Below are 24,735 nucleotides of genomic sequence, written 5' to 3'. Positions count from 1 at the left end.
CCGGTTCTCCGGTTCAGGAAGGACAAGAAAGGAGCGATCAGGTTGAGGAACGAAAGTGCGCTGATTCATTTTCGCGACGAGGTGATCCGTCCACAGCGGCAGATCATGCTCGAGCAGTTGGAACAGACTTATCAAGGCTGGCGTCCGGAGCTGGTCAGAGAGTTCATCGCTTCGTTTCGAGCCTGGTGTCAGCAACTGCTGGAGCATCAGGCTGCGGGCAAGAAGGGGAGCATCGGCTATTTGACCTATTCGATGCTGCGGACGGCGATGCAAAACGGAAATATGACGTATTTGGGGGAAGCGCAGGACGAGAACTGGTTTTTGGATCCCCAGCCCGTCAGATGCGGTTATGAAGCCAAATGGGCTTACCTGCCGCTAGAGAAGTGGAAGGAAGCCGTCATGTCCAGACGACGGGAATATGCGGGACAGATCAGCGAGATGGATGTGGAGCGGGAAATGCAGCATGAAGCCGTCTATGTTCATGGTTATGTCGTCGCATTGATTCGTCAGGCCATGCCCGAAGCCGTGCAGTTGGAGGAATTTCTCCAGCTCGATAAGGAGCCAGTGTTCGAAATCCGCGTAGGCGAGTATTTGGATCACAGCGAGGTCGTATATAAGCTGGATGAGCGGAATTTGGACAGCGCAGAGGTGAAGGAATGGCTCGAGGCGGGAAAAGAAGCCGATTACGCCTATGAAGTATACCGTGAGCTGGACTTGGCTGACGGGGATTACAGCGCATTGGATTTTCGCTATGCGCGGTTCGAGGATACGCGATTGAAGGACAGCCAGGTTGCGGAATGCATGCTTGTCGGCACGCGCTTTGAGCGATGTACGCTTGCAGGCGCGAATTTCGCAGGGTCCTACTTGCATGAAGCCAGCTTTGAGCATTGCGAACTGCAAGGGGCGGATTTCAGTTTCGTGGAAGGGATGAGCGGCACCGCTGGCACGGAGGATTGGGACATTCCCGGGTTTATTGGTGTGAATTTTGCCGGAGCTGATTTATCCCATGCCAATTTTACGGGCGCGAATCTGCGTGGAGCCCGGTTTGTCGGTGCGAACCTGACTGGAGCAAGCTTTATTGGAGCCAATGTTCAGGGCGCTGATTTTACGGATGCGGTATTAACGGATGTCGATTTTACCGGTGCCATCCTGGAGGGAGCGCTCATCGATGACAACATTGCCGCATCCAGTATTCAGGCTGGGCGGCGAGCCTTGCATGTCTATTTCGCCGAAGCCGAGGGAGGGTTGAATCTCGATGGAGCTTGATTTGTACATGCTGAGCATGGATGAACGTGTGCATGATCCGGCTGTTCCTGTGGGTGTTTTTGCGGAGATCACCAAAGAAATGCTGACGGAGGAAGGTTGCCATGCGCTTCATGAAGCCAGCTTGCAATTTCCAATCCAGGAGGCCGAGCGGGTGCAATACCCGGATTATTTGGAGCATCCTCTGCCTTTGTTATCGACCCGGCTGAAGCTATTAGTCGAAAAGTTCTGTCCGCAGATGAAGTTCTTCACGGTGCGCTTGCTGGATCTCCGGCGCAAGCATAGCCAGACGTACTGGCTGATGATTCCGCCTCGGGTAGATTGCTTGTCCGCGGAGAGCGAGTTTCGAACGGATGGGGCGCTTCGTCGACTCGTGGTAGGGGGAGAGCAGTTCAATTCGCAGATGCTGTTCCAAGTAGCCGGTGTTGCGGAGACGCAGATTTTGGTTCATCTGGCACTGGCGGAAAGCATATTGCGCAGAGATTTTGACGGAATCCGGCTAACGCGCGTTGAGCGGGCGGGGACTGGAAGCAGCGAATCTACTTACGGTAGTTGAGAAATTTGAAGTGAATTGAGCGAGGAGGTTGTTCGAAGATGGAAATTGTCGGTGCATATTCCCCAAATGAAACTGCGGGTGAAGAACAGAAAAGTTATGTCGTGGCCGGTGCGATCTTAAGCTGCAGCTGTGGGACGCAGTTGAATCGGCTGAAGACGCCGCTATGTCATGGCGTGCATTTGAAGGAGAAGGCGCAAATGAACGTTGCGGATTATGAGGCTATGGTCAATATCATTCCTTTTGGCAACTGCTTCAGCATGCTAAATCCGGCGGTTCAAACCGGGGAAATGGATATCGAGGGTTTGCAAAAAGCGCCTTGCGTTCCCATCATTGCAGAGAAATGGGCCGGGGGCAAAGAAGACGTCCTGATTGAAGGAGAGCCAGCGCTGCTCAGTGATTGCACGACATTTTGCATACACGGCGGACTCATTCAGATTGAGGATGACGGCCAGGAGCTCGATGGAACGTCGGTTGGGTGAGGCAGGGACGAAGAGGGTTATTGATTTATTTTGTTACCAATAACAGCTATATTAAACCAACGATAGACAGGAGGTAATGATGTGCAAGCAGAGTCGACACAGGCAGCAGCAGGATATGGCCAAGTGCGGCTCGTGTGGCCTTACCGCATACAACAAATCAGCGAGCTGCGACTAGAGCGGAACGTAGGTGAGCACGCCAAGCTGTGGTTAACCGGGATTGTGCCGGAGGAAGACAAGGATCGATATATTCAAGAGGCTAGAAGTCAGGACCCGATTACTTTGGAAGAGATGGATGAACAGGGAAAGACAAAGCGTACTCTGTTCCAGGGGATTCTGGATACGATCGCCGTTCGTGTCGTGCGGGGCATTTACTATGTCGAGTTGACGGCTGTTTCCTACTCGGCTCTGATGGATGTTCAGGCTAGAACCCGCTCCTACCAGAATCGGGAGATGAAATGCAGTGAATTGGTAGAGTCTGTTCTATCGGTTTACCCGGGATCGGATTTTATCGATAATGCCATGAGTCATCAGCGCATTGGGCAATTTACGCTGCAGTATAAAGAAACCGACTGGCAATTTCTCAAGCGGGTAGCTTCACGGTTCGGGGCTGTTGTCATTGCGGAATCTGCGGCAGCATCTCCCAAGCTGTGGATGGGACTCCCTGTGGGCCGGCTTCATCCGCTGCAGGAAGATGTCCCTTATACGATCCAGCGCGATTTAAGCGCCCTGGAAGAGGCACGTGGCGACGGAGCTGCGAATTTGCATCCGAGTGATTTCACCCGCTACGTGGTAGACCTTGTGAACTGGTATCCATTAGGAGATATCCTGGAGTTCGCGGGACAGGAACTGGTTATCTCGACCGCGGTCACGCGATTCTCCGGAGGAGAGCTGCGGCATCAGTACATACTTAGCCCGGAGAGAGGCATTCGGCAGAACAAAATTCTCAATACGCCGCTGGCGGGAGCTTCGCTGGAAGGCAAGATCATCGACGTCCAGAAGGATCAGGTACGCGTCCATATGGATGTGGACGGGAAGCAGGCGAAGGAAGAAGCAAGCTGGCTGCCCTATTCTTCCGTCTACACCGCCGAGGGCAATAGCGGTTTCTATTGCATGCCGCAGCAGGGAGATTCGGTGAAGGTGTATTTTCCAAGCCCGCGGGAGGAAGAAGCGATCGCGATGAGTTCGATCCGCCGAGGGGGCCAGCCTTCGCCGAAGATGGAAGACCCCAGCGTCAAGTACTGGGGAACCAACTACGGCAAAGAAATGAAGTTCGGGGGCAGCGAACTAACGCTAACCGCTACGGAAGGGAGCCTGTTCATCTCTTTGGAGGATGAATCGGGCGTTCTGATTCAGAGCGACTCTGGAATAATCATGGCGAGCAAGAAGGATTTGGAGCTTGCTTCGGAGAAGGAAATAAAGATCGAAGCGGAGACTGGGATCTATCTGGTGTGCGGCGACAGCAGCATCGTCATGGACGGAGATACGGACATCCAGGGGACGGAAATCGTTCTGGAAGGGCTGCAGAAGTGTCCGGTATACGTCGAAGATTTGGAGCCGGAACCGGAGGCGCCTTTTGTATCCGAAGTAGAGCCGCCCGAGAAGAAGAAGAGCTTCTGGGAGAAAGCGCTGGATGTGGTTCAGGTCGGTCTGGATGTCGCGGGGCTGATCCCGGGGCTCGGAGAGATCGCCGACCTCGTTAACGCAGGGATCTACCTGGCTCGCGGCGACTACGCGAACGCGGCATTGTCCGCAGCGGCGGCCATTCCGTTTGCCGGATGGGCGGCGACTGGGGCGAAATTCGTGAAGCGCGGCGTCGAAACGTTCATGGCAGGCCAGAAGCTGATGAAGGGCGTAGACCGGGCGGTGGACGCCTTCCAGGCGGTGAAAAAGACCGCCAGCATGGCGCCGAACGCAATGAGGCAGGACCTCGGCAAGGTATGGACGTCAGCCCGGAAGCTGGGCAACAACCTGGGGCTGGGCGAACAGCTCGGGAAGATCAAAAATGCCATGCAGCGCCTGTCGGTCGGCCACCCAAGGCTTGCCCATGCCGTAAGCACATCGGCTAGCGTCAGCCAGCACGTCGCCATGCAATATACCCGCAGCCTAGCGATAGAAGCCGCCATGGAAGCCGGTGGCCGGATCGAATTCATCGGCGACTTCATCGAGCAGATCGGCGGAGACAAGATGCGCGCCGCGCTCACCTGGGTATCCATCGCTACGAACAAGGGGCGTGGGGGCAAGGGCACTACTGGCCTTAACCGCAATTTTGGCTTTACCAACGGGGGTAATGGTGGCTCTGGTGGGAAGCGTGGGGGTAGTAAGGATGGATCGGGAGCACCCCAAAAACCAAAAAAACATCAAGCAGAGAAGAAAAGCGCTCCACAGTCAGGTAATGGACCTTATTCACATCTACAGGATTCTAAGCATGTAGGACCTGGGAAAGATTTTACTCCGGCCCAAAAAAGAAAGATAATTGAAGAAAATATGAAACGAAATGGTGGGGTTGTTAAGTCTGACGATACTGGCCAAATTTTAACTAAACCTCATAAAAGTAAAAAAGGTGTTACACCGGATCCAAATGAGTGGCAAATAGACCATATTCATCCTAAAGATAAGGGTGGTACTAACAGTTTTAGTAATGCTCAAGTATTATCTCGAAAAGAAAATCGAGACAAATCAAATAAGTTACCCTCGAAACTTGATAAGCCGAGGAAGAAAACACCACCAACTAAACCGAAAGGGAGAAAAAAATGAAGCCCGTATTGTTAAATAGTCAACTAAATAAAAAAAAGTTATGGAACGGCTGTATACTTGCATCGATAGCACATGCAATAATGGTTGCTCATTATCCTGAATTATCATATGAACATTCATGGGATGGTTATAACTATAGTGTTATTGATGGCTCGGGAGGAAGAGGTACTATTACATTTAAAGATAATTATATTGTTGGTGCTTTTCGAAATGAGAATTATACTCGAACTGATATCCCCACAGCTTTAGACTTTTTTACTGGCGCACCAAAGGATGTTCTTGAGTTGGCTAAAAATGAAACTTTAGAATATCTTCTTGAAGAGGATGACGATGGCACGATTTCACCGTCAATTACAACTGCATTTTGGGGTGATAACGATACTATTACTTCAGTTGATAATATCGTAAGAATGGTACAATGTGGTGGATATTTATTAGAAAGGCAGTTTACGGAAAATGACTATGCTATTGAATCTTGGAGAGACTACTATGATATGACACCAGAGCAAGTAAACTTGTTAAAGTCTATATATGATAGAAAAGTAAATAATCCTAATGCAAACATCACATTGTCAAAAAATGAAATTGAAATAATTGGAGCAGAGAGTCCTGAGGGTATGAGTGAGAGTTTGACGTCGTTTGAAGAAATAGGGGTATACTGGGAAAACTAAAAACTTGAATTTTATACCATAATTTTTTCGTTACTGGAACAGGTCGACTATGGTCAGGAATAACCATGATAGACCTGTTTTTTCATTTTTGGTTTTCAAAAGATATTTGAAATCATCCAGAAGTAAGCCCGACTATTTAAAGAGTAAGGAAACAGCAAACTAATCATTATTACCAGGTTTGTAATTTTACGTCCAGTTAGCAATATAGTATAAGTATGTTTGATTAGCCAATTACCTATCACTAGTTCGATACAGGACTAATAGTTAGAGGATAATTAGATGTCTGATAATAAAAGCTCATATATTATGTGAAATTGTGTTGTATTTAATAAAATTAGTAAAGGTAAAATTTATGAAAATTGAATTAATGAATAATATACTTCATGCTAGAAACTTATAAAGAACGAGTTCAATTAATATGTCATTTGGCATCATTGAAGATGGTATTACAGAAGATATGCTTAGTCTAAACGATGACTTATTGAACTCCAAAAGAGTCGGTCAATATGTTGATTTTGTAAAAGAAGTATCGGGTTTTTCTTTAGGAAGCATTGTCTTATTTGATTTTCTCAAAATAAGAGATTTTCAGAATTTATTAGAGTTCCTGCCTAATTGGGAGACAGAATGGTTATGTATTGGCAAGATAATGGCGGAGCCATTAGGAATCAATATGAAGGATGGAAAAGTATACTGGTTTTCTGAAATTCCATATAGTGATGAAGGAATAAATTTAGGATCATTTTTTGATTTTCTTAAAGAGTATGTGTTTGGATACAAATATTCTAATGGGCTAAAGAAGATGAATGGTATCAATTTTTGATAAAAAATGAATTAATATACCGAGGCAAGGAGTGAGAAGTTGGCAGAAAAATTAGTACCGACTCTGTTCGGAATATCAATGTACCCAACCGTCTCATTAGATAGTGAGGAGTTAATAAATCATTACCTGGATGTATTTGAATCGGATGAGAAATTTGTACCAATAGATTGGGAGACAGTGAACTAATAAAATTAGATTATTGTCGAACTGAAGCTATAAAAAGGGTAAGCGATGGAAAAGTATCAGAACTCTACCTTCATCGAAATAAATCTATTAAATACACGGGTTATGTAGATGTACAAGCTGATCCAAGGTCATATCTCAGTTTAAAGTTTGATAAAACTATGTCCCGGAAATATTGGTCACAATTTTTTGAATTATCTAATCAATTGGCCAATATTGTAAGACCTCGTTTCGGGAGCACACATATATTTTGGCCAGCAAAATACCCATGGAAAAATGAACGAGAGCGTGATCTTGTATGGATGAATATAAGCGCGCAGCCTATACCCGTTAGATTTCTTCCAAATGGTCCTCTGGGTTTAGGTATGCGCACATATTTTGGAGGTCACGTTTTAGAAATGTTGGGTAGAGATTTTATAAAACGAACACCAGCAATAGTCACGGAATTAGAATGGGGTGGTATTTGTATAGATTTATTGGAAGAACCATGGGAAGCAGATGTCGAAGAAGTATTGGATATCTGGCTTGAGGTGATGGATTATTTCTCCACCTCCAAAGCGATTGCAATTCCAAGTTTTGATGAAGATCGGATGGGTGTATCATTCAGTTCTAATCAAGCATGGGAAGATTATTTAAAAAGTTAATTTATACAATAGGTAGGTGTCATATATGGAGGAGCATTCGAATGAAATAGATAAAATAATGGGACTCATTAATCAAGCTAGAATAGATGAGGAAATATTAGATTTTATAGAAATAGGCGGTCTTGATCTCTCATTTACAGACTTATCCAGTCTTAAAGCGGATCGCATCATGGCGCATAATACAAATCTTAGAGCAGCAACCATGTTAAATGTTTCATTTCGCGATTGTGAATTTGATAAGGCCAATTTTGAAAGCTGTAATTTGGAAGAAGCGGATATAGCGGACTGTGTCTTTAGTGAGGCGAATCTTCGTAAAGCACAGATGAAACATGCAGAAATCCGGATTAGTACCTGTATAGAAACTTGCTTTGATGAGGCCGAATTTTCTTATGGTAATTTATCAGGAACGACTCTTATTGAGGCTACATTCCGGAATGCGAATCTAACAGATATAAGTGCGGTAGAAGCGTTCTTTGATAAAGCTATCTTTAATGGTGCAAATCTCTTAGGTGGAGACTTTTCGGGATCTGACTTTATTGACGCCAATTTAACTAATGGTAATTTTCAAGAAGCTGATTTCACCAATGCAGACCTTGATGGTGTTACCTGGAAGGGTGCTAACATAGAAGGAGCCAAATTTGATAATGGTGTTAGGGAAATCATTTTAAAACAAATATGATTAAGGTTTCATTGGGCGGTCATCTAGATCATATAGATGGCCGTTGTTTATTTGGGTTTCCGAAGCCTTAACTTATGAGATAGAATAGAATATCCGATAAAGTATATGGGGAAATTGGAATATTTTGATCATTGGAGGCTAATTTCCCAATTGACAAATGGTGATGTAGAGCACGGGAGTGTTTGTTTAGAAAATAAGATTTGAATATAGTTTTAAGCCCCCCCCCCCCGAACACAAAGAAATCGAGACCTTTGAGCAAAGGTACAATATTGAACTACTCGAAATTTCGGAGTTGATAAAATGAGAAGAGTAGAATGGCTAGAATCTGATGGACCAGCCAGTGAAGAGCAAATGCAGAAAGTTGAAAGGTACCTTGGAGTAGAATTTCCTAAAGACTATAAGGAATGCGTTATGCAATTCAATGGAGGATACCCAGAACCAGATGTATTTGATATTAATGAGGAAGAAGACGCTATTTTTTCATGTTTATTAAGCGTTACAAATGATGAAGCGAATATATTGGAAGTTTATGATGTATCGTCAAATGTACTGCCAGCTGGAATAATTCCATTTGCTCGCGACCCTTTTGGGAATCTCATCTGTTTTGATTACAGGGGGAAAAGGATACCAACAATTATTTTTTTCGATCATGAAGAAGTTGATGATAAAGCAATAAATCAAATATGTAGCACATTTTCTGAGTTACTGGAACGACTTTATTCTATTGACGATTGATAAACATAGCAAGGGAGCGATTTGTTTGAACGTAAGATTCGAATATAATTTTGAGCCTACTGGAATCAAGGATATTGAGGCACTTGAGGGAAAATATAATATTGAATTACCAGAAGATTATAAAACCTTTTTACTGGAGTATAATGGTGGAAAACCTGTAATAAGAAGATTTTCAACTCTGGACGATAAGCAAACATCATCATTAATGTTACTTTTCCCCTTGTCGGAATCTAATGAGCCTAATTTAGAAGGAAATTATATGGAGTTTAATGAAAGTAAAATAATTCCGTCCAACTTACTCCCTATAGGGGACGACCCTATTGAAAATAAAATTTGTATTTCTCTTTCAGGAAATGATAGAGGATACATATATTATTGGAGTTTAGATATGGAAGATATCGATGAAGAGGATAATTTGCCTTCATACAAAAATATGAGCTTAATTGCAAAAAGTTTTACTGAGTTTACTAATGGATTATTTGTAACAGAAGAATAGTGAATTGAGTTAAAATCATCGGAGAAAGTTTGAAGAAGGTTCAAAGCTTATTCTTAACTTGAACATCAAGTGAGAATAGGTTTTTTTTCATAATATAACGGCACCGGGCGCGATGAGGTCGGACCTCGGCAAGGTATGGACGTCAGCCCGGAAGCTGGGCAACAACCTGGGGCTGGGCGAACAGCTCGGGAAGATCAAAAGTGCCATGCAGCGCCTGTCGGTCGGCCATCCAAGGCTTGCCCATGCCGTAAGCACATCGGCTAGCGTCAGCCAGCACGTCGCCATGCAATATACCCGCAGCCTAGCGATAGAAGCCGCTATGGAAGCAGGCGGCCGGATCGAATTCATCGGCGACTTCATCGAGCAGATCGGCGGAGACAAGATGCGCGCCGCGCGGACGTCATGTAGTTACTATATCTAGTGATAAACCAAACTTAAGTGGAGTACCCCCACAACCTCGCCCAACCGGGCCTTTAGGTAAAGATAGCGACGTCTATTTCACGGATTTAAAGTCAGGTGAAGTAACCCATAAATGGAGACGCGATCCATTTTTTTTCGGGCGGGGGAGAGTGGGTCAAACTGTAAATTGGAGGAAAAACATTGGCAGAAAAGATAAAACCATATCTATTTTATACAATTATGTATCCTTCGGTTACCAAGGATAAAGCAGTGGTGATGGATCAATTATTAAATGTTTTTGATAAATATGATAAATTTGTGCCTACCCAATGGGGGGACTCAGAAGTAACAACAATAGATTATAACCGGTCTGAAATTTTAGAAAAAGTTATGAATAACAAGACATCAGAGGTTTATTTGCACAGGAGTAATGCGGTAAAATTTACTGCTCAATTTGATCTTGATCTAAATATTAGATCTATTTTGACCTTGAGGTTCATAAATCGATGTCAAGCAAATTTTGGCCTCCAACTATTCCATGGGAAACTGACGAACAGCGTCTTCATAGATGGATGAACTTAGCATCTTCACCAGTACCCGTCGAATTTCTTTCGAACGGACCATTAGGTGTTGGAATGCGAACATACTTTGGTGGCTATGTGTTAGAAATGTTTGGTCGAGATTTTCTAATGAATACCCCTGCGGTAGTGACAGAATTAGAATGGGGAGGGATCCGGATTGATCTTAGCGAGAAGCCTTGGAAACTAGAGTTAAATGAGCTGATATTAATCTGGTTGCGTGTTATTGATTACTTGGCGACTTCAAATGTGTTGGCCATACCTCAATTTAGAGAAGATAAGAGAACCGTATTATTTAGTCCTAATGAAGTTTGGAGAAAGTATTTGAAGAAGTAAAAATAGCCCAAATGGAGTTGTTTTAAAATGCATGAACAACCTCAAAAAGTCACTGAAAAAGAAAGCCCTTGAATGAGTGCTCGGGACTGACCCCATAACGTGAGACAAATCAAAACACCTTCAAGAGAATCAAACCATGTCGTAAGATATGGGGATAACCTTGGAGGTGTTTTTGCGTTGGCAACTAGAGTGAGCTACCCCTTAGAAATAAAGATGAAAGCCATAGAAATGAGGCTGGAAGGTGTTCCGGTAAGAGAGGTTATGGAACAGCTGGGAATACGGAATAAGACACAGCTAAAGACATGGATGAGGTGGTATCGAAAGGGCGAAGTACATCGTTTGGAGCAGCCCGTGGGTAAGCAATACAGCTATGGAAAAGGTCCGGAACACTCTTCGGAGCTCGAAAAGGTAAAAGCAGAGAACCGATTCCTGAAGCAGCAGTTGGAATTGCTAAAAAAGTACAAGGAGTTGGAAAGGAGGTGGAACCAAAGGTCGTCATCGACTGGGTCGAGTCCATCCGAGAAGACTTAACGGTATCTGAGGCTTGTACGTGGCTCGGGATCGCTAGAGCTACCTACTATCGCTGGAAAGCAGTCGTGAAGGAAGAGCGCACAGATACAACCGTGGAGAAGATCCGAGAGCTTTGCATCCGTCATAAATTCCGGTATGGTTACCGAAAGATTACCGCACTCCTTCGGACAGAGGAAAGTTTGAATCACAAACGAGTTCAGAGGATTATGCAACGCGAGGGGTTGCAATGCCGCGTGAGGACGAAAAAACGAAAGAGTATCGGGCAACCTGTACATCTAGCAGAAAACTTGCTCCAGCGGCAATTCCATACAGCGGCGCCTTTGCAAAAGCTAGTCACGGACATCACTTATTTACCGTTTGGAGGGAAAATGTTATACCTCTCAAGCATTCTGGATCTGTACAATGGGGAAATTGTAGCTTACAGTATAGCGGACAAGCAAGATACGTCTTTGGTTTTGGATACGCTGAATCAACTTCCAGAGCAGTCAAATATGCTGCTTCACAGCGACCAGGGCAGCGTGTATACATCTCAGGCTTATCAGGCTGCGATAAAAGGAAAAGGCATTACCATGAGCATGTCCCGTAAAGGAACGCCCGGTGATAATGCCCCCATTGAATCGTTTCATTCCACGCTAAAGTCTGAAACGTTCTATCTCGAAAGGTTAACCTGTACAACGACTGCAATCGTGGTACAGACCATTCGAGACTACATCACTTACTATAACTCAATTCGAATTCAAGCGAAACTAAATAACCAGTCGCCGGTAGATTTCCGACGACTGGCTGCTTAAACTTGCTAGGTGTTTTGATCCCTGTCTCACAAACAGGGGTCAGTCCCGCTCATTTAAGGGCTTTCTTTATACCCGCAGCTTGGCGATTGAATCCGCTATGGAATCTGGAGGCCGATAGAATCCGTCGATGACTTCATCAAGAAGATCGGCTAGAGAAAAGATGTTCGCCACGCTTACTTGAAAATCCATCGTAACCAACAAGAGGCGGGAGAAGGGAAACTGATTTTAACGTAATCATGGCTGTAGAGGCGGAGGAATGATATTTCTGGTGGGGAGGGAAAGGATAATAGGGGAACGTTAGGAAGCTGCAGGATGTTGATAAGATATTAAGGGATGGAACCTGTTTATGTTCATGATGGAACAAATGAATTGAAGGTGCTCGGTCATTCTTTATATCTACATAGTCTGACATAAAGACAACTTTTCTCCAATATGTGGTATCATTAAAGTATGGGCTAGTGGCCTATTCAAAGATTAATTGATTAGTGATTTTTCAAGTTAAAATAATTGCCTTCAGGTAATTTAAGAGTATTAGATGAACTAAAAAGGGGATTTTGAAGGATTTCCACAGAATTTGGGGAGAGTGATGAAAATAAAACCAAACAGTTATAAATTTCAAAAGCTAACTCCCATAAAAAACGCTGATTTAAAAATTTATGGGGAAGCTTTGGATTTTGTATTCCAAGAGGAGGGTCTGAGAAACGTTGCAATAACGGGTCCTTATGGCGCTGGAAAAAGTAGCGTTTTGGAATCGTACGAGTACGCACATCCTGACAAAAGATTTTTACATATTTCGCTTGCTCATTTTGAATCGGTAAATATTGAATTGAAAAACGATGAAGATATTGAAAACTCAACTAATGATGCAGTTTTAGAGGGGAAAATACTTAATCAATTAATCCACCAAATTAATCCTTATAAGATTCCACAAACTCAATTTAAGGTTAAGAGGCCAGTGTCAAAATATAAATTATGGTTCGTTGCAGTATTGACTACCTTAAGCTTAATATTTTTGGGATATTTATTGGGATTCAATGCTTGGAGAAGTTTCGTGCAGAACTTATCAAGTGAATTTATAAAGAAGATACTGATTTACACAACGTATGAAGGTTCGCTTTTTTTAGCGGGAATCAGTTTCATTGCTATTTTAATGTATGGCATTTTTAGCTTGATTAAGATTCAATACAACAGAAATATGTTTAAAAAGGTTAATATTCAAGGTAACGAAATTGAGATATTTTCAGATGTGGATGAATCCTACTTCGATAAATATTTAAACGAAGTTTTATACCTTTTTGAAAATGCTGATGCCGAAGTCATCGTATTTGAAGATATAGACAGATTCAACAGTAATCAGATATTTGAAAAATTAAGAGAAATAAATTTCTTAGTTAATAAGAAAACTGACAAAATTATACGATTTTTTTATCTGCTTCGTGATGACATTTTTACTTCCAAAGATAGAGCCAAGTTTTTCGACTTTATGATTCCGATCGTACCTGTTGTAGATGGTACAAATTCATATGATCAGTTTATAAATCATTTCATAAAAGGTGGCATAATCCAAACTTTTGATCAAGACTTTTTACAAGGATTATCCCTGTATATTGATGATATGCGTATTCTTAAAAATATCTATAATGAATACGTCATTTATCATGACCGTATACAATCGACAGAATTGGATTGTAACAAGCTTTTGGCGATGATCGCATATAAAAACATTTTTCCGAGGGACTTTAGCGAATTACAGCTCAGCAGAGGATTTGTCCATAATCTGTTTGCTAAAAAGTCAAACTTCATCGAAGAAGAAAAATGCAGGCTGGAAACTGAAATTTTGAAAAAACAAGAACAAATTCAGGCTGCAGAAAATGAAGTTTGTATTCTAATAGATGAACTTGATGTTATTTTTTTTCAATTTGACGGATTGTTGGATATAGATGGCGCTGGAGAGGGAAGTTACAAATCTAGAGCAGCGTTTATACGAGCAATGAAAAATAATCCTGATAATATTTATCGGAGAAATATACATGGAAATAGGTATAGATTCAATTTTAATGAAGAATATAACAAGATGTCCCAAGATGCTAAGTATATCGAAAGAAAACAGTCTACTCAAAATAAATCTGTTTCAATGCTCGGTAAATTAAAACAGGAAGTCAGCGAATTACAAGAAACAAAGACGTTGTTAGAAAGTAAGAAGCTTCGTGAAATAATCAATAAGCAAAATATAAATAAGATTTTCATTACAACTTTCACTAATGAAATCGGAGAAGAATTCTCCTTCAACGATGTTAAATCGAGCCCATATTTTCCGCTAATAAAATACCTAATTCGGAATGGCTATATTGATGAGAGCTATTCTGATTATATGACTTATTTCTATGAACATAGTCTTAGCAGAGTAGACAAGATATTTCTGCGTAGTGTGACTGATGAAATTGCAAAAGAGTTTACTTACCAATTGAAAGATCCAGCTTTAGTGGTTTCTCGACTTAGGGATGTTGATTTTGACAGCGAAGAATCTCTTAATTTCTACTTATTGGATTACTTGTTAAAGTCAAATCATAAGAATTTGAGCAGATTTCTCAATCAACTAAGGGATAATGTGAGATTTGACTTCATTTGGCAATATTGGAGTAGAGGTCAAGAAAAACCGACATTTATACAGTCACTAAATCACGCTTGGCCGCTTGTATGGAAGGGAATATTAGTTAGCGATCATTTCTCAGAAAACCATAAACAACAATATGCTCTTGATACTTTATACTATTCCACGGATAAAGATATTATTGAACTTAACGTTGATCAATGCATGACCAGGTATATATCAAACAATAAGAGATTTTTGAATATTGACGAGCCAGATATACCCAAAATCATTTCCAAATTGCGATTGTTAGACGTGAAATTCAAGCAAATCGATTATGAAACTTCAGACCCATCTCTATTTAAGACAGTTTACGGAAATAATCTTTATCAATTAAACATCTCTATGATTTATCTTATTCTAAACAAGATATATAGACTTCCGGAAAATGAGAACTATCAACATAAAAACTATACTTTAGTGAGCTCTAAACCTGAAGAAAGCTTGGTTAGGTATGTAAAGAACAATATTGAGCATTATATCGAGATAATTTTTGATCATTGCAATTCGATAATTACAGATGATGAAAATGCCGCTCTTGAACTTCTTAATAATGCTGACATTAGTGCTAATCCAAAGCTAACCTATATTGAATATCTTCAAACAACAATCGAAAAACTTGATAGTGTTGTCGATCAAGAATTTTGGTCAGCCTTGCTTCAACATAGGAACGTGCTATATTCAGAATATAATATTTTGCAATACTACTTTAGTTATGCTAACAAGCTGGATGATAATCTTATCGAATTCATTAATGGCGATGTTACAAGTATAAGTATGGATTACGGTAATATTAAAGCTAACTTTGGAATAAGCGAAGTTGAGGCTTTATATGAAGATATTATACAGTGTAATGAGTTAATGGATGAGAAATATGAGGATTTTATCAAAAGCAGTAATAATTGGAAGTATGAAGATTTTACTTTCGAGGGAATTTCTGGTAGTAAGCTTGAAACTTTAATTAAGTATAATATCATTTCTATGAATGAAATAAATTTGCAGTTCATGAGAGCTAATTATCCGGTGCAACTAATATCCTTCATTTTTTCAAATATTGAACAATATGTTATGGAAGTTATTAATAATGAAAATTTCGAGTTATTCGAGTTGCTAAGACTGTTAGATAAAGATATTCAGGATACTTACAAACTGAGATTACTAGAATATACTTCTGAACCAATAACAGTGAAAGGAAAGAAGTATTCCGAAAGTATCTTACTACACATTTTGAAGAATAATTTAGAAATCGACGATATTCCATATTTAATAAGTTATTATGATCGTTGCAGTCCAAAATTGAAAATAGTGTTTGAAACTATCTTTATTCAAAATATCGAAAAAATTATACTTGATGAGTATGAAGTTCCGTACATTCTTCTAATTGAATTCCTTGGATCGGATATGATTGAGGAATCAAATAAAACCGATTTGTTGCTCTCTCATCTTGTCGACTTAAATGAAAAACAAGCAATAATTTGTTTTCGATTATTGGGTATGTTGGATATAGTAGGTCTATTTTCTGGTAAATGGCCAAAATTAGAAAAGAACGATACTAATGAGAAGATACTAATCACATTCAAAACCAAAGGTTGGATCTCGGGTTTTGATACTGATAAACGAGAGCCCGAATACTTCCGAGCAAGAGGGCGCAGGAATCGTGAACATGTTACCTTTGAACTGTAATAGTTTCTGTGGGTCTACCGAATATTGCATTTCATATGCGAAGAGCCGAAATTCATTTCTTGCCACTACGTAAAGAGCAGAAACAACAGCATGATGAAGTAATGAAAGAGTGCCTCGTTTCCTTTACGAAGTTTTGGGGGTTACATCTGAGGCAGTTCATAAGTGAACTGCCTTTTTTTATTGCTCATTGTATTAAGCTCGCTTAGGATTATCAGTTTGCCCTAATATATAGTCAATACTTACGTTGTAATACTTTGATAGCTTTATCAGTACTAGGCTGGGAACATCTAAGTTTCCACTTTCATACCGCGAATATGTTGCCTGTGTAATATTTAAATAGTCAGCCAATTGAGTTTGAGTCAAATCTTTATCTTCTCGTAAACTTCTTATTCTTTTATACATGAATATCACCCAAGCCAAGTTTAACTTATGCAATAACCGCATATTGACTTTTATGCAGTTTTCGTATAATTTTGGGTGTAAGGCAACTCATGGCAGTTCATACATAGAGAATGCAATCAACTATTATTTATTTATAAGGGGGATGTAACGTCAATGGATAGCATTATAGAAAAAATCTATAATGGATCGCTGCAGCCAGACGCGTACATAAATCCACAAGATCCCGAATACCGCAAGCTTACGAAGCAAACCTCTGATCTCATGGAGGAATGTCAGAAGAGATTCTCCGAAAATGACTTTAGATTCATTGAAGGCATCATCGATTTATATGGGAAGACTTACTCTATGTATTCCACCGCGTCATTTATCCATGGCTTTAAAATCGGTGCTCTGATGATGATCGAGGTATTGGATGGAAAGGAGTAACTTGTATTTGATGATTGCAATAGAGATGTTTACAACACTTAAGAAGGGCTACCGAAACAGCCCTGGAGGGTCAATTGCTGAGAAACCTGCTTGTAATTAAACAGGGTTACTATATGTAAATCGATGCCTGAGCGCATTCCGCACTCTATGTTCAATCCATAATAATGGTTAGTGAATCTTTGCTTTAAAATATACCCTCTTTGATACAAGTAGGTTTACATGCCCCGCATGAGGTGCATTTTCCCCAAGTACAAAAGAAACAAGTCTTTTTTCGATCAACCGTTCCTGATTTACATTTCCAACAATAAATCGAAATAGGTTTCCGATTTCGTTGTTGCTCAATGAGTTTTCCTCTGTGTTGTAAAATCCGGGGATATAACTCACCTCTTTTATTCAATTCTGATAATTGAAGTAGGTTATCATCTCTTGCACTATGATATTTCTGAATCAAGTAACCCCTGTAGAAATCATTGGTAATACTGAGCTGTTGTTTCAGACTTCCCAAAGAAACCACTAATGAGGGAAGGGCCAGCGCCATTATCAATAGCAAAGAGGCATCTTTGTAAAATGGTATAGAAGCTGCGTGAATGTATGAGCATTGCCTCTTTTCGGTCGGCAATATCACGTTGTTTTTGTTCTCTTTCCTGTTGCCGCTTTTGGGAAAGTTGCTTCAAATGTTCCTCTTCCTCTTTTAACTGCTCCGCAGTTTTGTGGATCAGTTGAAATTTGAAACTATAGGTTGTAACTAATTTTTCAGTAGCAACAATTCTTGCAAAGGGAGCCTCGTAGGGCCGATTAATGTACCCAATGTATGCTGAGCCATAATAAACATCGGTGCCAACATGATCTTGACTTGGTCTTAATTCAACGATCGTTCCTTTTCTTAATGATCTAGCGACGCGTACATCTTGTCCAACTTTTTTATCCAGTTTTATCATGTGAAATGAAGTCACCTACGTCCTTATTCTCGTTGAAATCATAATGTTATCGTATCACTAGTAATTCATAGTTGAAAGAGAGAAATTGGCCAACTAATTTGTACGAATTCACATGCAGCGCTAGCGTCTGAATAGTTGAATAAAAATCCAAAAACAAGCGGCTGCTGTCCTCAGCATCCGCTTGCTTCAAATCTATTGAATTCTCTTCCGCAGCAGGACCAGCAGCCAGATGATGCCTGCGGCCAGAATCGTGTGGCCGAGTCCGGCGATGTGGGACAGGAAGCTGATGTCGGTGCCGTTGATTTGCAGCATGCCGCGAACGGCCATGGCGGCGATGGAAATAATAAGTCCGAGGTTATACACGATATACCAGGCCCCGAAGGATTTTGCTTCATGCACCTGGAACAGTTTGGCGAGGATCAGGGCGACGGTGAAGAAGAGGAAGCCCAGCACCAAAATATGCGTATGAAGGGCCACGAGGACGGTCTGCCCGGTGAAGTCGCTATGCTTGGTGATTTCGCGATAGGCTACGCCGGATAACAGGCCAAGAATCGCGTAGAAGAAGGACGTATAATACAATTTTTTCATGATGGAGTCTCCCCTTTAACAGTAGTTCGTTCTAACTTTACGGAGAGTATAGCACGGTTAAATGAACGCAATATGAACACATTATGAAGGATTCATAACAAAGTGATACGTTTCACATTCAAACGAATAACAACAAAATCAGCCGCCGGCGCGAGGCCGACAGCTGATTTATAAATATTCACTATTGAGAATAATTATTCACGGTAGCTATAGAAATATTAGATTATGAATTGCTGTTTTCTTCGCTTCCGTCAACCACGATCTCCAGCTCTCCGGTCATGGAATCGATCAGCAGACCGTGAACCGGGATGTTTGGCGGCAGCAGCGGGTGTTTTTTCACAATTTCGACGGTATGGGTGACGCCTTCTTTTTCGTTGCTGAAGCCGCGCAGCCATTTTCTCAGCTTAATTCCGGAGTTCTCCAAAGTGTTCAGCACGTCGTCGGAAATTCCACGTGCCTTGATTTCGCCGATCATATGCTCCGAGTTCAATGAAGCCATACCGCAGCCGGTGTGACCGACGATGAATACTTCCTCCGCTTGAAGCTCATAGATGGCGACCAGCAGACTCCGCATGACGGATCCGAAAGGCTGGGAAATGACAGCACCGGCATTTTTGATGATTTTCGCGTCGCCGTTCCGCAGGTTCATGGCTTTGGGCAGCAGCTCGACTAGCCGTGTATCCATACAGGTAACGATGGCGATTTTCTTGTCCGGGAATTTGTCCGTGATATACGCTTCGTATTCTTTGTCCTGGACGAATTTCTTGTTATGCTCCATGATCATTTCGATTTGACTCATAGTTGTTGCCTCCTTATTGCTGTTAATTTACTCCTGACTTACTTCCTGACGACGATCGACAAGACGCATATTCGCTTTGTAAAGTTGGGATACGCCATCTAAGCGGAAGGTTCTGCTGGACTGATCCCCTTGAAGGAACAATTTTTCCTCAAAAAAAACGGCTTGTTGACGGTCAATCCAAATGGGATACGAATCGCAGTCCACTTTGATATCATGCGGACCTGGCTCGCTTACGAGCTCCAGCCCCGGGATGCCGCTCATTCCGCATCCGCAGCCTTCCATATCATAAACGAGGCGCAAATGGCCTGGCCGTTCGCCCAGGAACTCGTATATGATGCTGTCTGCTGCGGAATCCAGAGTCATTTTCATGGGAAAGCTCCTTTACTTAGGTTGCGACTAATAAGATCATTCGCATCGGAATCATCACAAAAAACATGGCTTCAAAATTTGATTATACGTTCTGTAAAAAGTATCATCAAGAGGAGGAGTTAAATTTCTGGATAGAGGTGGGAAACAATATGAATCAGACAACCGCTTCAACTTGGGAACAATTTCAAGCACTACTACACAAAATTAAAAGCTATCATGAAGCTGTAGCGCTGATGCATTGGGATCTTCGCACCGGTGCACCGAAGAAAGGGGCGCAGGGCCGCTCCGAGGCGATCGGCGTACTGATGACGGAAGCGTTCAAGCTTCAGACATCGGAAGAAATGGGAAAAATGCTCACAGAATTGAATTCCCCGGCCGTATTCGGCGAGCTTGATGAAATTAAACAGCGGATCATTACGGTCACCCAGGAGGAATATGACCGCAGCGTGAAGATTCCGCCTCAAAAATACCAGGAATACACGGAGCTTACCGCCCTAGCGGAGACGCTATGGGAGGATTTCAAGGAAAAAGGCGATTACGCCGGATTCGAGCCTTATTTGGGGCAAATCGTAGAGAAGACCAGTGAATTTATCGATTACTGGGGGCCGAAGGCGACGCGCTATGATACGCTGCTCCATTTGTATGAGCCGGATTTGACGGTAGAGAAGCTGGATCAAGTATTCGGGCAGCTAAGAGACCGTCTTGTGCCATTGGTGGAAGCGATCAACGAGGCATCCAGCCAGCCGCAAGCTTCTTTCATGAATCAATTGTTCGATAAAGGCCAGCAGGAGAAATTCGGGTTGTTCATGCTGGAACAGATCGGATATGATTTGGAGGCGGGACGCGTGGACGAGAGCGTTCATCCATTTGAGATTACGCTGAATCAGGGAGACGTCCGGATTACGACGAGTTATATGCAGGATGACGTGACCTTTGCCTTGTTCAGCTCCCTGCATGAGGGCGGGCATGCGCTATACGAGCAAAATGTGAGCCCTGATCTTGCGGGAACCCCGCTTGGAGAAGGGGCCTCGATGGGGATCCATGAATCCCAGTCCCGCCTGTGGGAGAACTTCATCGGCCGGAGCCGGGAGTTCTGGATGCGCTACTACGGCGATCTGCAGCAGCATTTTCCAGAGCAGCTGAAGGACGTTACTGTAGATGAATTTTACAAGGCGATCAACCGGGTTGAGAACTCATTAATCCGCATCCAGGCGGATGAGCTGACCTACAACCTGCATATCATTATCCGCTATGAAATCGAGAAGCAGCTGTTCAATGAAGGCTTGTCGGTCAATGATCTGCCGAAGGTGTGGAACGAGAAGTACCAGGCTTACCTTGGGCTAACTCCGCCAAACGACAGCCTTGGCGTACTGCAGGATGTGCATTGGTCCGGCGGTAGCTTCGGCTATTTCCCATCCTATGCGCTTGGCAATATGTATGCGGCGCAAATCGTCCATACGATGCGCAAACAGCTGCCGAATTTCGACGAGCTGATCGCGGAAGGGAACTTCGCTCCAATCAAGGAGTGGCTGACCGAGCAAATCTACAAATATGGAAAAAGCCAAAAACCGGCCGAAATCATCAAACGGGTAACAGGCGAGGACTTGAATCCGGATTATTTGGCCGAATATTTGGAGCAGAAGTATAAAGCGATCTATGGGCTGCAATGACCTCTAGATCAATGGAAACAATAGAATACAGGATTGAAGCTGCATAGGCTTCAAACTCCAAACCAGGGGCCGTCGCTAAGGGTATATGACATATCGTTAGCGGCGGCTTCTTTGTGCATGTCATAACCAAAACAAGGGCATTCGCATATTCTTTACTAAAGCTTCAATTAGAAAGAGGTGACGGAAATGAGGTATATACGTTATGCCGTATGCTGGGTTGCGCCACTTTTCTTCTTCCTTGCGCTTCTTGGCGGCTGCGGAGGGGACGGACAGACGCATAAAGTTAGGATCGGGGAAGTGACGCGCTCTGTTTTTTATGCTCCGCAGTATGTCGCTTTGGAGAAAGGTTTTTTCAAAGAGGAAGGTTTGAACGTGGAGCTGCAGACGACAGCCGGAGGCGATAAGACGATGACGGCTCTCCTGTCCGGTGCGATTGACGTGGCGCTGGTCGGGGCCGAGACCTCGATATATGTCTATCAGCAGGGGGCGGAAGATCCGGTGATCAACTTTGCTCAGCTGACGCAAACAGATGGCACTTTTCTAGTATCCAGGGAGCCGATGGATGATTTTGACTGGTCACAGCTTCGGGGAGCGGTATTTCTCGGGCAGCGCAAGGGCGGTATGCCGCAAATGGCCGGAGAGTTTACGCTGCGCAAGCACGGCATTGATCCTCAAAGTGATCTGGAGTTGATCCAGAATGTCGATTTCGCGAATATCGCTGCCGCCTACGCCTCTGGAACGGGGCAGTTCGTCCAGCTCTTCGAGCCGCAGGCTTCGATTATTGAGCGGGAGGGCAAGGGCCATGTCATCGCTTCCTTCGGTACGGAGAGCGGCCGGCTGCCTTATACGGTATTTATGACAAAGCAGAGCTACATGAAGAAAAATGACGAGATCGTCCAGAAGTTCACGAACGCGGTCCACAAGGCGCAAAATTGGGTGCAGGAGCATACGCCAGCGGAAACGGCCGAAGTGATCTCTCCTATTTTCAAGGATACGGATTTGGATATTCTCGAGAGCTCTGTGAAGCGTTATCTAGAACAGGGTTCATATGCTGAATCGCCGGCCATCGACGAGGAGGCATGGAATAATCTGCTGGACGTCATGGAAGGGGCAGGGGAATTAAAAGGACGGGTATCTGTGGATGAACTGGCGAACAACAAATATGCGAAAACCGCCGTTCAGACATCCCCGTCGCCATAAGGAGAGGACGGTGATCAACCGTATGGTGCCTGTCATTCAACTGCAGGATGTTGATCTTGCCTATGTAACGGACCGTGCAGCGGCGCTGGCACTTCAGGATATGAATCTGTCCGTGGAGGACGGGGAGTTTATCAGCTTGGTCGGTCCGAGCGGCTGCGGCAAAACGACGCTGCTGTCTCTCATGGCCGGGCTGATCGCCCCCTCCAGGGGGCTGGTATTGCTCCATGGCAAGCCTGTAACCGGGCCTACGCCCGAGGTAGGCTATATGCTGCAGCAGGACTATCTATTTCCTTGGCGGAGTATTATCGATAATGTCCTGCTGGGGCTTGAATTAACGAATCGTCTAACCAAACAAAGCGCGGAACTGGCCGAGGATTTGCTGGAGGGGATGGGGCTGGTAGGGACGGCCCATCTGTACCCGCATCAATTGTCGGGCGGCATGAGGCAGCGAGTTGCGCTGGCTAGAACGCTGGCGACGAATCCGGACTTGCTGCTGCTGGATGAACCCTTCTCCGCACTCGACTACCAGACGAAGCTCCAGCTTGAGGATCTTGTAGTCGATACGCTGAAGCAGCGCAGAAAGACCGGAATCCTCGTTACGCATGACTTGTCCGAAGCCATTGCAGTGAGCGACCGGGTCATCGTGCTAGGCTCCAAACCGGGCAGAATTCGGAGCATGTTTGAGGTTCCGCAGAATATCCGTGATGCGCAGCCGTTCTATGCGCGGGATGAGCCGGGATTCAATGCCTTGTTCCATGAAATTTGGGGAGAATTCGAGGCATCCGAGAGAAGGGAGCGAGTCTGATGAGTGTGGAGAAGCCTTTAAATTTCCTAGCCGTTAAGGATCGCCATAACCGGGGGAATCTGGATTCGGAGACTTGGCTGGAGCAGAAATGGCAGCAGCATCTGCAGGCCAAACGCGGAATGAAACGGGCCGTAATCGCAGTCCAAGCAAGCATATTGTTACTGTGTATTCTCCTATGGGAAATGGCCGGACAACTGAGATGGATCGATGTGCTGATTTTCAGCTACCCATCTAAGGTCGGCCAGCAAATCGTGAAAGATGTCGTCAGCGGGGAGCTTTGGCCGCATCTTGCCATGACCGTATCCGAGACCGTGGTCGGCTTCCTGCTAGGTACGTTAATTGGGACACTGCTCGCCGTCATCATTTGGTGGTCGCCGTTTCTGTCCAAGGTGCTTGATCCCTTCATGGTAGTATTCAATAGTATGCCGAAGGTCGCCTTAGGCCCGATTTTCATCGTGTTGTTCGGTGCCGGATTTACTGCGATCGTCGTCACAACACTGTCTATTACGGTCATTGTCACGACGCTTGTCGTATACACGAGCTTCAATGAAGTTGATGCCAACTACACGAAAGTGATACGTACCTTCGGCGGCAGCCGCCAGGACGTTTTCCGCAAAGCGATATTGCCCGCTTCGTTCCCGACCATTGTTTCTACACTCAAAGTAAATGTAGGCATGGCTTGGGTAGGCGTTATTGTCGGCGAGTTTCTGGTCGCCAAAATAGGCCTAGGCTACTTGATCGTCTACGGCTTCCAAGTATTCAATTTCACGCTGGTGTTGTCCAGCCTTGTTATTATCGCACTTGTAGCCACCGCGATGTATCAGCTCGTCGTCTATATCGAGCGCAAGCTCGTACGTGAGCGGTAGATGGATTTACACGTAAGATCGCCTTTCCGATTTCAGCACGTTCGAGAGCAGCTCGACCGGTGCGAGATTGGGGAGGTGTTTTTTTAGAATGGAACTAGTTGAAGGTGAGAAGAGATGGGGGAGTGGGGAGTAGGGATTAAGGGTACAAGGTGAAGGGGAGGACTAGGTTCCGGATACATGGTATAGGAGATAGGGCGTAGGAGTGGCAGGGCTCTAGGGGAGGCTAAAGGGTGCGGGTACAGGGGGTAGATATATGGCGTGGTGCAGTGTTCTGATGTAGGCGCAAGGTACATGCAAAAGGATAGGGTGTAAGATAATACAATATATTCATTGAATATGTGTAATATAGTTGAGTGCTGTATGTGTGGTGTTTTCGCAACATTTGCGTGCCAAGGCAAGACATATGAGTCGCTTATGGACATAC

General features: G+C 43.7%; 25 protein-coding genes and 1 pseudogene. 20 read left to right on the top strand and 6 right to left on the bottom strand.

The window, feature by feature from the left end:
- The first annotated feature begins 42 nt into the window (after nt 1-42).
- The 14 genes and pseudogenes from ACYUJT_RS10860 (at nt 43) to ACYUJT_RS10795 (ending at nt 11,915) form a co-directional block, all read left to right on the top strand.
- Nucleotides 43-1,266 (top strand): pentapeptide repeat-containing protein, encoded by a 1,224-nt coding sequence (locus ACYUJT_RS10860; RefSeq protein WP_460321680.1) that lies wholly within the window; start codon nt 43-45, stop codon nt 1,264-1,266.
- Nucleotides 1,256-1,819: a serine protease gene (locus ACYUJT_RS10855; RefSeq protein ID WP_460321677.1), complete on the top strand. Its 564-nt coding sequence runs from the start codon at nt 1,256-1,258 to the stop codon at nt 1,817-1,819. The genes ACYUJT_RS10860 and ACYUJT_RS10855 overlap by 11 nt, the downstream gene beginning before the upstream one ends.
- Nucleotides 1,820-1,857: 38 nt before the next feature.
- Complete coding sequence (locus tag ACYUJT_RS10850) at nt 1,858-2,298, top strand: DUF4280 domain-containing protein (protein WP_460321674.1); 441 nt, start codon at nt 1,858-1,860, stop codon at nt 2,296-2,298.
- An 81-nt stretch (nt 2,299-2,379) separates the two neighbouring features.
- The gene (locus ACYUJT_RS10845) at nt 2,380-5,052 is read left to right on the top strand and encodes a contractile injection system protein, VgrG/Pvc8 family (protein ID WP_460321671.1); all 2,673 of its coding nucleotides are present in this window, start codon (nt 2,380-2,382) and stop codon (nt 5,050-5,052) included.
- Nucleotides 5,049-5,723, top strand: a complete 675-nt coding sequence (locus tag ACYUJT_RS10840; protein ID WP_460321668.1) for a hypothetical protein — start codon at nt 5,049-5,051, stop codon at nt 5,721-5,723. Before ACYUJT_RS10845 ends, ACYUJT_RS10840 begins: the two co-directional genes overlap by 4 nt.
- Nucleotides 5,724-6,141: 418 nt before the next feature.
- A complete protein-coding gene (locus tag ACYUJT_RS10835; protein WP_460321666.1) occupies nt 6,142-6,543 on the top strand; it encodes a hypothetical protein in 402 nt (133 codons plus the stop codon).
- A gap of 78 nt (nt 6,544-6,621) precedes the next feature.
- A pseudogene (locus tag ACYUJT_RS10830) lies at nt 6,622-7,370 on the top strand (hypothetical protein).
- Nucleotides 7,371-7,395: 25 nt separating this feature from the next.
- Complete coding sequence (locus ACYUJT_RS10825; protein ID WP_460321664.1) at nt 7,396-8,049, top strand: pentapeptide repeat-containing protein; 654 nt, start codon at nt 7,396-7,398, stop codon at nt 8,047-8,049.
- Nucleotides 8,050-8,349: 300 nt separating this feature from the next.
- Nucleotides 8,350-8,784, top strand: a complete 435-nt coding sequence (locus tag ACYUJT_RS10820; RefSeq protein ID WP_460321661.1) for an SMI1/KNR4 family protein — start codon at nt 8,350-8,352, stop codon at nt 8,782-8,784.
- A 25-nt stretch (nt 8,785-8,809) separates the two neighbouring features.
- On the top strand, nt 8,810-9,280 hold the full coding sequence (locus ACYUJT_RS10815) for an SMI1/KNR4 family protein (RefSeq protein ID WP_460321659.1): 471 nt from the start codon (nt 8,810-8,812) through the stop codon (nt 9,278-9,280).
- Between the two features lie 112 nt (nt 9,281-9,392).
- Nucleotides 9,393-9,701 (top strand): hypothetical protein, encoded by a 309-nt coding sequence (locus tag ACYUJT_RS10810; protein WP_460321657.1) that lies wholly within the window; start codon nt 9,393-9,395, stop codon nt 9,699-9,701.
- Between the two features lie 179 nt (nt 9,702-9,880).
- Entirely contained in the window at nt 9,881-10,255 is a 375-nt protein-coding gene (locus ACYUJT_RS10805; RefSeq protein WP_460321654.1) for a hypothetical protein, read from the top strand.
- Entirely contained in the window at nt 10,252-10,593 is a 342-nt protein-coding gene (locus tag ACYUJT_RS10800; RefSeq protein WP_460321651.1) for a hypothetical protein, read from the top strand. The genes ACYUJT_RS10805 and ACYUJT_RS10800 overlap by 4 nt, the downstream gene beginning before the upstream one ends.
- Nucleotides 10,594-10,770: 177 nt before the next feature.
- Nucleotides 10,771-11,915, top strand: a protein-coding gene (locus ACYUJT_RS10795; protein WP_460321649.1) for an IS3 family transposase whose coding sequence is annotated in 2 segments (ribosomal slippage) — nt 10,771-11,044 and nt 11,044-11,915 — 1,146 coding nt in all. Because the reading frame shifts where the segments join, the coding sequence is not laid out codon by codon here.
- A 66-nt stretch (nt 11,916-11,981) separates the two neighbouring features.
- On the opposite strand, the gene ACYUJT_RS10790 is transcribed toward ACYUJT_RS10795, so the two are convergent.
- Nucleotides 11,982-12,104 carry a hypothetical protein gene (locus tag ACYUJT_RS10790; RefSeq protein WP_460321647.1) on the bottom strand — a complete coding sequence of 41 codons (123 nt, stop codon included), beginning with the start codon at nt 12,102-12,104 and terminating at the stop codon, nt 11,982-11,984.
- Nucleotides 12,105-12,507: 403 nt separating this feature from the next.
- On the opposite strand from ACYUJT_RS10790, the gene ACYUJT_RS10785 reads away from it, so the two are divergent.
- Nucleotides 12,508-16,248 (top strand): YobI family P-loop NTPase, encoded by a 3,741-nt coding sequence (locus ACYUJT_RS10785; protein WP_460323258.1) that lies wholly within the window; start codon nt 12,508-12,510, stop codon nt 16,246-16,248.
- 192 nt (nt 16,249-16,440) lie between these two features.
- Here the strand turns inward: ACYUJT_RS10785 and ACYUJT_RS10780 are convergent, their stop codons facing one another.
- A complete protein-coding gene (locus ACYUJT_RS10780; RefSeq protein ID WP_460321644.1) occupies nt 16,441-16,650 on the bottom strand; it encodes a helix-turn-helix domain-containing protein in 210 nt (69 codons plus the stop codon).
- A gap of 153 nt (nt 16,651-16,803) precedes the next feature.
- Between ACYUJT_RS10780 and ACYUJT_RS10775 the strand changes: the two genes are divergently transcribed.
- Nucleotides 16,804-17,076: a DUF6809 family protein gene (locus ACYUJT_RS10775; protein ID WP_460321642.1), complete on the top strand. Its 273-nt coding sequence runs from the start codon at nt 16,804-16,806 to the stop codon at nt 17,074-17,076.
- Nucleotides 17,077-17,543: 467 nt separating this feature from the next.
- Here the strand turns inward: ACYUJT_RS10775 and ACYUJT_RS10770 are convergent, their stop codons facing one another.
- From ACYUJT_RS10770 to ACYUJT_RS10755, 4 genes are all read right to left on the bottom strand, one after another.
- Nucleotides 17,544-18,014 (bottom strand): hypothetical protein, encoded by a 471-nt coding sequence (locus ACYUJT_RS10770; protein ID WP_460321640.1) that lies wholly within the window; start codon nt 18,012-18,014, stop codon nt 17,544-17,546.
- Nucleotides 18,015-18,206: 192 nt separating this feature from the next.
- Nucleotides 18,207-18,602: a DUF2871 domain-containing protein gene (locus tag ACYUJT_RS10765; RefSeq protein ID WP_460321637.1), complete on the bottom strand. Its 396-nt coding sequence runs from the start codon at nt 18,600-18,602 to the stop codon at nt 18,207-18,209.
- A gap of 223 nt (nt 18,603-18,825) precedes the next feature.
- Nucleotides 18,826-19,401 (bottom strand): beta-class carbonic anhydrase, encoded by a 576-nt coding sequence (locus tag ACYUJT_RS10760; protein ID WP_460321634.1) that lies wholly within the window; start codon nt 19,399-19,401, stop codon nt 18,826-18,828.
- A gap of 27 nt (nt 19,402-19,428) precedes the next feature.
- Complete coding sequence (locus tag ACYUJT_RS10755) at nt 19,429-19,770, bottom strand: iron-sulfur cluster biosynthesis family protein (RefSeq protein ID WP_460321632.1); 342 nt, start codon at nt 19,768-19,770, stop codon at nt 19,429-19,431.
- Nucleotides 19,771-19,919: 149 nt separating this feature from the next.
- On the opposite strand from ACYUJT_RS10755, the gene ACYUJT_RS10750 reads away from it, so the two are divergent.
- From ACYUJT_RS10750 to ACYUJT_RS10735, 4 genes are all read left to right on the top strand, one after another.
- Nucleotides 19,920-21,440, top strand: a complete 1,521-nt coding sequence (locus ACYUJT_RS10750) for a carboxypeptidase M32 (protein ID WP_460321630.1) — start codon at nt 19,920-19,922, stop codon at nt 21,438-21,440.
- Between the two features lie 186 nt (nt 21,441-21,626).
- A complete protein-coding gene (locus ACYUJT_RS10745) occupies nt 21,627-22,640 on the top strand; it encodes an ABC transporter substrate-binding protein (protein WP_460321627.1) in 1,014 nt (337 codons plus the stop codon).
- Nucleotides 22,641-22,662: 22 nt separating this feature from the next.
- The gene (locus ACYUJT_RS10740) at nt 22,663-23,445 is read left to right on the top strand and encodes an ABC transporter ATP-binding protein (RefSeq protein WP_460323256.1); all 783 of its coding nucleotides are present in this window, start codon (nt 22,663-22,665) and stop codon (nt 23,443-23,445) included.
- Nucleotides 23,446-23,564: 119 nt separating this feature from the next.
- Nucleotides 23,565-24,311: an ABC transporter permease gene (locus ACYUJT_RS10735; RefSeq protein WP_460323253.1), complete on the top strand. Its 747-nt coding sequence runs from the start codon at nt 23,565-23,567 to the stop codon at nt 24,309-24,311.
- Nucleotides 24,312-24,735 lie beyond the last annotated feature (424 nt).

The organism is Paenibacillus sp. YSY-4.3 (genome assembly GCF_054767475.1).
The sequence above is the reverse complement of the archived record's forward strand: the minus strand, read 5'-3'. Positions and strand labels throughout refer to the sequence as shown.

Coding starts and splice junctions, on each gene's coding strand:
- ACYUJT_RS10825 (WP_460321664.1), top strand. CDS start 7,396: ATGGAGGAGCATTCGAATGAAATAGATAAAATAATGGGACTCATTAAT.
- ACYUJT_RS10735 (WP_460323253.1), top strand. CDS start 23,565: ATGAAACGGGCCGTAATCGCAGTCCAAGCAAGCATATTGTTACTGTGT.
- ACYUJT_RS10780 (WP_460321644.1), bottom strand. CDS start 16,650: ATGTATAAAAGAATAAGAAGTTTACGAGAAGATAAAGATTTGACTCAA.
- ACYUJT_RS10835 (WP_460321666.1), top strand. CDS start 6,142: ATGTCATTTGGCATCATTGAAGATGGTATTACAGAAGATATGCTTAGT.
- ACYUJT_RS10800 (WP_460321651.1), top strand. CDS start 10,252: ATGAACTTAGCATCTTCACCAGTACCCGTCGAATTTCTTTCGAACGGA.
- ACYUJT_RS10765 (WP_460321637.1), bottom strand. CDS start 18,602: ATGAAAAAATTGTATTATACGTCCTTCTTCTACGCGATTCTTGGCCTG.
- ACYUJT_RS10755 (WP_460321632.1), bottom strand. CDS start 19,770: ATGAAAATGACTCTGGATTCCGCAGCAGACAGCATCATATACGAGTTC.
- ACYUJT_RS10810 (WP_460321657.1), top strand. CDS start 9,393: ATGAGGTCGGACCTCGGCAAGGTATGGACGTCAGCCCGGAAGCTGGGC.
- ACYUJT_RS10855 (WP_460321677.1), top strand. CDS start 1,256: ATGGAGCTTGATTTGTACATGCTGAGCATGGATGAACGTGTGCATGAT.
- ACYUJT_RS10840 (WP_460321668.1), top strand. CDS start 5,049: ATGAAGCCCGTATTGTTAAATAGTCAACTAAATAAAAAAAAGTTATGG.
- ACYUJT_RS10740 (WP_460323256.1), top strand. CDS start 22,663: ATGGTGCCTGTCATTCAACTGCAGGATGTTGATCTTGCCTATGTAACG.
- ACYUJT_RS10820 (WP_460321661.1), top strand. CDS start 8,350: ATGAGAAGAGTAGAATGGCTAGAATCTGATGGACCAGCCAGTGAAGAG.
- ACYUJT_RS10790 (WP_460321647.1), bottom strand. CDS start 12,104: ATGGATTTTCAAGTAAGCGTGGCGAACATCTTTTCTCTAGCCGATCTT.
- ACYUJT_RS10770 (WP_460321640.1), bottom strand. CDS start 18,014: ATGATAAAACTGGATAAAAAAGTTGGACAAGATGTACGCGTCGCTAGA.
- ACYUJT_RS10745 (WP_460321627.1), top strand. CDS start 21,627: ATGAGGTATATACGTTATGCCGTATGCTGGGTTGCGCCACTTTTCTTC.
- ACYUJT_RS10760 (WP_460321634.1), bottom strand. CDS start 19,401: ATGAGTCAAATCGAAATGATCATGGAGCATAACAAGAAATTCGTCCAG.
- ACYUJT_RS10850 (WP_460321674.1), top strand. CDS start 1,858: ATGGAAATTGTCGGTGCATATTCCCCAAATGAAACTGCGGGTGAAGAA.
- ACYUJT_RS10750 (WP_460321630.1), top strand. CDS start 19,920: ATGAATCAGACAACCGCTTCAACTTGGGAACAATTTCAAGCACTACTA.
- ACYUJT_RS10775 (WP_460321642.1), top strand. CDS start 16,804: ATGGATAGCATTATAGAAAAAATCTATAATGGATCGCTGCAGCCAGAC.